Genomic DNA, 1088 nt, shown 5'->3' with positions numbered 1-1088 from the left:
AAAGAGAGGTGCAGCTGGCAGGCAGTGCGCAGAACCTGCGCATGCAGGGCCAGTACCTGGAATTTGTCAGGAACAAACTTGAATGCATGTAGCACGACCCCGGAGGGAAGTGGCGAGTAAACCAGATTTTATTGTATAGTTAATGTTAGGAAACCGCCAAGCTCAACGGTCATTAGAACAGATAAGATGAATTTTTGAGGTTGTCATGAATAAAACAAAAGCCATAGAATTATTGACTGATATCATATCTTGTTCTGATCGAGAAAATAAATTACAGGGTAAGGAATTTTATAAATCGGCACTTAAGATATTACAGGATGAAAGAACATCGGAAAATGAGTTGAAAAATTTATATAGAAGTTTTTGTGGTTATTTTGCTCACGGTGACTTCACTAACGTAGAGTATGCAAAAATCAATCTCTTAATTAATTATCTTGAAAGTTAATTGTTTTTTAAACCTCAGGTTGCACTGGTTTTATAATCAGACCGACGGCACACTAGAAGTATGCATCGTCAATACGCGGGTCGGGTCAAATTAGCATAATCAAATTGCATAGTTTAGGTCATCCTAACGCTACCCTAACTCATGGCGCTGAGCCTCATTTCGATGTAACATTACTCCAAAGCCTGAATGCTAGTAGTATGTCAGGGACTCATGGGTTTGATAACTTTGAGGTTTTTAAATGTGGTTTGATAATGCGTTAGGGAAAGAAAAAATAAGATTTATGTTTGGTGGGGAGTTAAACCTTCAATCTATTGAAGTAAGTAGCTTTTCATTTGAACGTTTTTCAGATGTGACATTTCAATTTTATAGCAGAAATATCCCTTCATCTTATCCGGAGAAATGGACCAAGAGCCAATTCAATGCCCTTAGTGTGATACTCACATTTGGAGGTGTAATAGAGTTGGATGTTAAAGGCAATGGGATAGGTTTTATCTGCTCGCCAGAAATATTTTCTGGCGAAAGTTATAGCGCAATAAAAATATGTAGCAAGGAGTTGAATATAAATTGCAAGTCAAATTTTCTCACAATCGAAAGTGTTACTCCATACCTGGATGAACGGTGGGATTAAAAATAAAATATGGTA

At 37.2% G+C, this 1088-nt stretch carries 2 protein-coding genes; both read left to right on the top strand.

The features are described from left to right. The first annotated feature begins 205 nt into the window (after positions 1-205). Positions 206-445 carry a hypothetical protein gene (locus FN633_RS00725; RefSeq protein ID WP_154056402.1) on the top strand — a complete coding sequence of 80 codons (240 nt, stop codon included), beginning with the start codon at positions 206-208 and terminating at the stop codon, positions 443-445. Between the two features lie 238 nt (positions 446-683). Continuing rightward, a complete protein-coding gene (locus tag FN633_RS00720; RefSeq protein WP_154056401.1) occupies positions 684-1073 on the top strand; it encodes an Imm50 family immunity protein in 390 nt (129 codons plus the stop codon). Positions 1074-1088: the final 15 nt, after the last annotated feature.

It is taken from the genome of Pseudescherichia vulneris, assembly GCF_902164725.1.
Classification (GTDB): domain Bacteria; phylum Pseudomonadota; class Gammaproteobacteria; order Enterobacterales; family Enterobacteriaceae; genus Pseudescherichia; species Pseudescherichia vulneris.
Note: the sequence above shows the minus strand (reverse complement) of the source record. Positions and strands in the feature narration are given on the sequence as shown.